This is a genomic window from Dellaglioa sp. CoH-57-MRSF-22 (assembly GCF_056781895.1).
In genome coordinates this window covers 317-559 of sequence record NZ_JBXAXT010000051.1, presented here as the reverse complement: position 1 = coordinate 559, position 243 = coordinate 317, and the positions used below count along the sequence as shown (strand labels likewise).

Below are 243 nucleotides of genomic sequence, written 5' to 3'. Positions count from 1 at the left end.
GTCGAACACATGATCGCTGCGGACTTCGCACATCTGCGCTCGTACCTCGCAAAGCAATTCGGCGTCATTGGCCACAGCTTTGACATTGGCCTCCGTCACCCGGAAACGCTACCTACTACGATCCCGGGCCATCCAGACGCAGATGCGGTCGCAACGCCGGCACCTGTCGCAGCTCCTGTTGCTGAGGCTGCTGTCGAACAAGCTGCTTCGGAAGTTAAGGCAGATGAATCGCCTGCCGAAGTT

1 protein-coding gene is annotated in these 243 nt (G+C 58.4%); it reads left to right on the top strand.

Going from position 1 to position 243, the window contains the following annotated elements; genetic code table 11:
* Positions 1 to 243, top strand: a 243-nt coding sequence (locus tag AC1RPR_RS08080) for a hypothetical protein (RefSeq protein ID WP_481763449.1), incomplete at both ends; no start/stop codon positions are given.